The organism is Lentzea alba (assembly GCF_047445655.1).
In the GTDB taxonomy this organism is placed as follows: Bacteria; Actinomycetota; Actinomycetes; order Mycobacteriales; family Pseudonocardiaceae; genus Lentzea; species Lentzea alba_A.
Genome location: NZ_JAJAEG010000009.1, coordinates 318,677 through 325,253 on the forward strand (window position 1 = coordinate 318,677; position 6,577 = coordinate 325,253).

General features: G+C 70.4%; 7 protein-coding genes. 5 read left to right on the forward strand and 2 right to left on the reverse strand.

All coding sequences use genetic code 11. The features are described from left to right. The gene (locus LFM09_RS17550) at nucleotides 1–1,134 is read left to right on the forward strand and encodes a glycerate kinase (protein ID WP_414097521.1); all 1,134 of its coding nucleotides are present in this window, start codon (nucleotides 1–3) and stop codon (nucleotides 1,132–1,134) included. Here the strand turns inward: LFM09_RS17550 and LFM09_RS17555 are convergent. After that, nucleotides 1,124–1,732, reverse strand: a complete 609-nt coding sequence (locus tag LFM09_RS17555; protein ID WP_414097522.1) for a hypothetical protein — start codon at nucleotides 1,730–1,732, stop codon at nucleotides 1,124–1,126. The genes LFM09_RS17550 and LFM09_RS17555 overlap by 11 nt on opposite strands. 19 nt (nucleotides 1,733–1,751) lie before the next feature. Here LFM09_RS17555 and LFM09_RS17560 point away from each other — a divergent pair, with 19 nt between their 5' ends. Then, nucleotides 1,752–1,913 (forward strand): hypothetical protein, encoded by a 162-nt coding sequence (locus LFM09_RS17560; protein ID WP_414097523.1) that lies wholly within the window; start codon nucleotides 1,752–1,754, stop codon nucleotides 1,911–1,913. Here the strand turns inward: LFM09_RS17560 and LFM09_RS17565 are convergent. Further along, nucleotides 1,861–3,231, reverse strand: a complete 1,371-nt coding sequence (locus LFM09_RS17565) for an MFS transporter (protein WP_414097524.1) — start codon at nucleotides 3,229–3,231, stop codon at nucleotides 1,861–1,863. The two genes, LFM09_RS17560 and LFM09_RS17565, sit on opposite strands and share 53 nt — an antisense overlap. Before the next feature lie 82 nt (nucleotides 3,232–3,313). Here LFM09_RS17565 and LFM09_RS17570 point away from each other — a divergent pair, with 82 nt between their 5' ends. The 3 genes from LFM09_RS17570 to LFM09_RS17580 all read left to right on the forward strand — a co-directional run bounded on the left by LFM09_RS17570 (nucleotide 3,314) and on the right by LFM09_RS17580 (nucleotide 6,234). Beyond that, nucleotides 3,314–3,868 carry a TetR/AcrR family transcriptional regulator gene (locus LFM09_RS17570; RefSeq protein ID WP_414097525.1) on the forward strand — a complete coding sequence of 185 codons (555 nt, stop codon included), beginning with the start codon at nucleotides 3,314–3,316 and terminating at the stop codon, nucleotides 3,866–3,868. Nucleotides 3,869–3,963: 95 nt separating this feature from the next. Further along, nucleotides 3,964–4,884 carry an ArsR/SmtB family transcription factor gene (locus LFM09_RS17575; protein WP_414097526.1) on the forward strand — a complete coding sequence of 307 codons (921 nt, stop codon included), beginning with the start codon at nucleotides 3,964–3,966 and terminating at the stop codon, nucleotides 4,882–4,884. A 15-nt stretch (nucleotides 4,885–4,899) separates the two neighbouring features. Beyond that, nucleotides 4,900–6,234, forward strand: a complete 1,335-nt coding sequence (locus LFM09_RS17580; protein WP_414097527.1) for a BTAD domain-containing putative transcriptional regulator — start codon at nucleotides 4,900–4,902, stop codon at nucleotides 6,232–6,234. Nucleotides 6,235–6,577: the final 343 nt, after the last annotated feature.

Sequence of the window (6,577 nt, forward strand, 5' to 3'; positions counted from 1 at the left end):
ATGCGTTTCCTCGTTGCTCCCAGCGGTTTCAAGGAGTCCCTCGACGCCTGCGCGGTCGCCGACGCCATCACCAAGGGCATCTACCGCGTCGTGCCCGGCGCGATCGTGGACAAGGCACCGCTCGTCGACGGCGGCGAAGGTTCGGCCAAAGCCCTGGCGGAGGCCACCGGTGGCACGCTGATCCCCACCCTCGTCACCGGACCCGTCGGCGAGCCGGTGCCGTCGCACTTCGCGTTGCTCGGCGGCCCCGGACCCCGCACGGCCGTAGTGGAGATGGCCGCGGCGGCGGGGTTGAGGCTGGTGCCGAGAGACCACCGCGATCCGGCGAGCGCCACCACGTACGGCGTCGGCGAGCTCATCAAGGCCGCGCTCGACCTCGGCGTGGACAAGATCCTCGTCGGCTGCGGCGACTCCGGCACGTCCGACGGCGGCGCGGGTGCGTTGCAGGCGTTGGGCGCGAGCATCCGGGACGCCAACGGCGACGAGATCGGACGCGGGGGAGCGGCGCTGATCAACGCCCGCACGCTCGATCTGTCCGAACTGGACCCGAGGCTGGACAAGGCGGAGCTCACCGTCGCGTGCAACCCGCACAACGTCCTGTGCGGAGAACGGGGCGTGGCAAGGGTTTTCGGTCCGCAGAAAGGTGCGACGCCGGACCAGGTCGAGCAACTCTCCGCAGCTCTCGACAACTGGGCCGATCTCCTCGGCGACGTCCGCACCATCCCCGGCGGCGGCGCGTCCGGCGGGCTCGGCGCGGGCCTGCACGCGTTGAACGCCACCCTCGTGCCGCGCTTCGACGTGATCCTCGAACACTCCGACCTCGACGCCCGCCTGCCGCACGCCGACCTCGTGATCACCGCGGAAGGCGCCATCGACGGCCAGACCCCGCACGGCAAGGTCCCCGCCGAGGTGGCGCGCCGCGCGAAGCTGCACGGCAAGCCGGTCATCGCGCTCGCCGGCACGATCGGCGCCGACGCGCGCGTGAACCACGACATCGGCATCGACGCCTACACCAGCATCATCGCCGCACCCGTCGCACTGGACACCGCGATCGCCACGGCACAGGAACTCCTCACCGACGCGACCGAACGCACGTTGCGCCTGGTCCTGGTCGGCGCGGCCCTCACACGATGATCTCGATCTCCTCGCCGAGCTTGGCGCCGTCGAGCAGCTCGAGGTCGTCTCCGCTCCAGAACCGCCCGGGGTCGTACCAGTTGGGCCGCCGCTTGGGCAGCAACCCCATCTCCTCGTACGTCACCGCGACGATCTCCGCGCAGAACGCGCTCTCCAACGTGGTGTCCTTGGGCCGCAACGGAACCCGCCCGCGCAGCCAGCGCGAGGCAAGACGCGCGGTCGAGGGGAACGGCGTGCCGTCCAGCCGCGCGACCGAGCGCAGGGCCGCGTCCTCCATCTCGCGGCTGACGGCGTGGTCGAGCTGCCGCAGCCACGCCCGCTGCTTGTACTTCTCGCACCACGTCACCACGGCGTCGCGCAGGTCGTGCAGCTGGGCGCCGCGCTGGTGCGTGCCGGTCCACATGTCCTTGAGCGACTTGCCGAGCTCGGCGTGCCACATCAACGGCGGCAGGTCGTCGAGCACGATCGCCATGCCGACGTGGTTGACCGGGCTGTTCGTCATGGCCTGGATCGCCCGGTCCGCGGCACTACGACCGCGGAACACCCACACGTCGCCCGTGCGGGTCAGTTCGACTGCTTCGTCCAGGGTTATCGCCATGGCCCAGTAGCCTAGGCACATGAAGCTGTGGAAGGTGCTCGGAATCGCCGCTTTCGCGGGTGTCGCGGCGAGCGGCGTGCTGGTGGCCCGCAACCAGCGCCGCCGCGCCGCCTACACCCCGGACCAGGTCAGGGAGCGTCTGCACGAACGCCTGGCCGAGGCGTCGCGCCCGTCGGAATGAGCCGGTAGGCCACAAAGGACGCCACCGCCAGCAGTCCGGCCGCCACCAGCGACGTCCCCTGCACCGCCTCCGTGAACGTGCCGGACACCGCCCAGGCCGACAGCACGGTCCCGAGCACCGCGATGCCCAGCGCCGCCCCGAGCTCGTAGGCCGTCTCGGACACCGCCGACGCCGCGCCCGCCTTGTCCGCGGGCACGGCGGACACCAAAGCGTCCGTCGTCAACGTCAGCGCCAGCCCCACACCGGCACCGACGATCACCAGCGCCACCGCGATGGCGCCGTACTCCGCCGAGACGCCGATGATCGCCAGGCCGGCCGCGCTCACCAGCAGTCCTGAAGCGATCGACCGGCCGAGGCCGAGGCGGCGCACCACCGGGCCGATCAGCGCGATCACCAGCAGGCCGGAGAGTCCGAGCGGCAGTTCGCGCAGCCCGGCCTCCAGCGGCGAGTAGCCCAGGACGTTCTGGAAGTACTGCGACAGGAAGAACACCAGCCCGGTCAGCGCGAAGACCGCGATCATGGTCGCGCCCACGGCACCGGAGAACGCCGGCTTGCGGAACAGCGCCACGTCGATCATCGGGTGCGCTGACGACTGCTGCCGCCGCACGAACAGCCACAGCCCGGCCACGCCCACCAGGCCGGCTCCGAACGCGGTCCACGACGGGCCCGTCAGCGCGACTTCCTTGATCGCGTAGACCAGCGGCACCACTCCGACCGCCGACAGCGCGGCCGACACCAAGTCGAACGGGCCTGGGTTCGGGTCGCGGGTCTCCGGCAGCCACCACGCGCCGAACACCAGCAGCAGCGCCATCACCGGCAGGTTGATGATGAACACCGAGCCCCACCAGAAGTGTTCGAGCAGCACGCCGCCGACCAACGGGCCCAGTGCCGCGCCCGCCGTCGCCATCGCCGCCCACACCGCGACCGCTCGCGTGCGTTCCGCTGGGTCGGTGAACAGGTTGCGGATGATCGACAGCGTCGACGGCATGATCGTCGCGCCCGCCACGCCGAGCAGGGCGCGGGCCACGATCAGCCACTCCGCGGACGGCGCGAAGGCTGCGAGCAATGAAGCCGCTCCGAACCCGGCGGCGCCCATGAGCAGCAGTTTCTTGCGGCCGATCCGGTCGCCGAGCGTGCCCATCGTGACGAGCAGTCCGCCGAGCACGAACGAGTAGATGTCGCCGATCCACAGCACCTGTGCGGCGGAGGGCGACAGGTCGTGCTGGAGCGCGGGCAGCGCCAAAGCCAGCACCGTGCCGTCCACGGCGATCAACAACAACGCGAGCGCGAGCACGCCCAGTGCTGCCCACTTTCGCATGAGAACCCCCTTAGCCGACCATCTGGTCTGTAAACTAACGTACCGTCCAGACGGTCGGCTAAGCAAACGATAGGTTGATCACATGCCCGGAGAACAGCGCAATGCGCCCCGCACCCGCCGTGAAGTGATCGAGGCGGCCGCGCGCGCGTTGATCGCGCACGGACCGGGCGTCAGCCTCGACGCGGTGGCGAAGGAAGCGGGCGTGTCGAAGGGTGGCCTGCTGCACCACTTCCGGACGAAGCAGGCGTTGATCGTCGGCCTGATCGACGAGTGGTTCGACCACTACGACGCGACGGTCGAGAGCCTGCTCGAACCGGAGGACACGCCGGGCCGGTGGACGCGCGCGCACATCCGTGCGACGTTCACGCCGGATGAGCTGTGGGCTCACCCATCTGTCGTAACGGCATTGCTCGGAGTTCCGGAACTGCAGCAACGGATGGACGTCGCCGCGACCCGCTGGCGGCAGCAAATCGATTCCGACGGGTTGCATCCGCAGCGTGCTGATCTTATTTCCCGGGCACTCGATGGGGTGACGCTCGCGGATCTGCTGTGGCGGGACCAGGAGACGCCAGAGGAGCGTGAAAGCACCCGTGACCTGCTGTTGAAGCTCACCGAACAGGCTGGGCCGTTGGTTTGAGTTTGTCCGGTGGACGTTGTAAACCGGAACAGAGCTGACACCGGACAACGAGATCTGCGTACCGTCGGAAGTGGTTGCACTCCGGGGGGAAGCAAATGCCGATTGTGTTGTCCGAATCCGCGCCCAAGGGCCGCGGGTTGACGATTCTCTTCGAGTTGGAAGATCTGGCGCGCACCCGGTTCGCGTCGGCCCCGCTGCCGATGTACGAGCTGGTGTTCACGGTGCACAGCGGTAACTGGGACCGCCTGCTGCTGCCGCAGATCCGCCCGCTCGCCGAGCTGGTCCGGCCGGGACGGTTCATCCCGGACTTCTTCAACTCCGCGCGCCCCGACTTCGACGAGGCCGTGCGCCAGGTGCTCGGCGTACCTTCCACACGGGTGCGCGACCAGATCGCGAGCATGCTGGGCACGACCTCGCCGTGGCTGCGGTCGTTCGCGGCGGGGACACCGACCTCGCGCCTGGATCTGCGTTCCGCGCTGAACTCGGGCTTCCGCGACCTGCTGGAGTCGAACTGGCCGGACACCCGCCAGTCGTTCGACGCCGAGGTGCGGCTGAGGTCGTCGCAGGCGGTGACGCGCGGACTCGGGGACCTGCTCGGCAACCTGCACCCGTCGATCTCGTGGACCTCGCCCGCGCTGCACGTCGAACTGGGCTGGGACACCGAGATCTCGTTGCGCGGCACCGGAATGCTCATCGTGCCGGTGCTGAACGGCCTGACCAGGCCGGCGGTGTCGATGTTCGCCGAGCCGCAGCCCCTGCTCTTCTACCCCGTGGCGGCGACCCAGCCGACCGGCGCCAGCCTCGAACTGGCCCTCGGCCGCACCCGCACGCTGGTGCTGCGCGCACTGACATCCGAACGCACCACCACCGAACTGGCCAAACACGTGGGCATCAGCCTGCCCACCGCCTCGCAGCACGCGACCGCGCTGCGCACCGCCGGTTTCGTCTCCACCCACCGCAACGGGAGATCGGTCCGCCACCGCCTGACCAGACGCGGGTGGGAACTGCTGAACTGACCCTGGGAGGCCCGCATGACCGCGCCGCCGCGGTACCGCACCGACCCTCGCGCGCTGGCCACCCGGCTGCGCGCCCTGCTCACCGCGCAGGTCCCCGTCGCCTGCGGTGTCTACGCGGGTCTCGCCGCTCCTGTCGCGGCCTCTCCACTGCACGCGCGGATCACGCACACGCTGGCCACGGCCTTCGTTGCCGGTGCGGACGTGCCCCGTTTCGAGTCGCCGCCGTCGTTGCAGCTGCGGTTGCTGACGGCCGCGAGCTGGGGCCGGGTCGACGGCCTCAGTGGCGAGATGACCGCGTTCCCGGCCGACCTGGCCTCCTCGTTGTGGTGGCGGGTGGCTGAACGTCTGAGCGGCCCGTTGAGCACGGCCGAGCGTCAGGTCGCCTGCGAACTGTTGCTGCGCCTGGGTTATCCGCAGCGTGCGGCGGCGTTGTTCCCCATGACCGACGCACTCTCACCTTCGTTCGCTCTGGAACAGCTGGCCGTGCTGCGCTGCCACCTGCCGGCGTCCGCGGTGGAGGCACTGGCTCTGCGGGGCGCCAGGTCCGGGCTGCCCGCCTCGGTGCGGCGGGATCTGGCGTTGTTCGTGGTGTTCCGCGCTGCTGCCCGCGGCGTGGACTCGACCTCGCTGCGCGCCGGCGCCGCGCTGGCTGTGAAGGCCTCGTCGGAACTGCCCTCGTCCGCGCTGCAACGGGCTCGGCTGCACCGGGCGATCGCCGCTGTTCCCTTTGTGCAGCGCGACATCGCGGAGACGCACCGGTTGCTCGGGCGAGCCCTGGACTCGTTGACGTCCGTCGCGCCGGGCCCTGCTTTGGTTGACCGGCTGGCGTGGGAGGACGAGAGCTACGCCCTGCACGGCTTCCTCGTGCGGACCCACCTCGCCGTCGGCCTGGCAGCGCGTGCGGTCGAGTATTCGGATTCGTTGGTTGAGCTGAGTCCCGGCGATGACCGGACGTGGGCGCTGCGGGGCGACGCCCTGGTCGCGTGCGGCCAGCTCGACGAGGCGGTCGAGGCGTACACGCGCGGGGTGTCGCTCGGGGGCTGGGGTGCGGCGCGGGCTCACTACCTCCGTGGTCATGTGCTGGAACGGCTCGGGCGCGTCGCGGAGGCGGCCGAGGACTACGTGCTCTCGCAACGCATCGACCCGACCGGTTCAGCGAGCATCGGCCGTGACGAGCAACCTCAGGTGCGCGCTGAGCCACGTGCCCGCGGCCGGGGCGTCGGCGAACGCCGTGACGCGGTCCGCCGCCGTGCGCAGGCCCGTGCGGCTCAGGCTCGCAGCGACCTCGCGCAGGCGGGTGAGCAGGCTGTTCGGCAGGTGGTCCAGGCCTCGATGCGCGGCCTCGGCTAGGACCGTCAGGGCGCTGTCGATCGCCTCGCTCAACGGGTCGGTCGTGGTGAAGCCTTGTGGCAGCGGTACTCGGGTGGTGTCCGTGGCCAGGTCCGGGATCACCACGCCTGCCTCGGTGTGGACGGCGAGTGGGTCGATCTTGAGGCCGCCCTGGTGCCTGCTGATGGTTCCGGTGATCGTCGTCGGGTTGGCGCGAAGGGCTGCGGCGAGTGCGTCGAGGGCGTGGGGCGCGATCGCGCGGTGGGTCGCTTCGAGGACGCACGGAATGGAGCGGTGCTGGGTTGCCGTGGGGCTGTGCGGCGTGGTGGGGCTGTGTGGCGTGGTGGGGCTGTGTGGCGTGGTG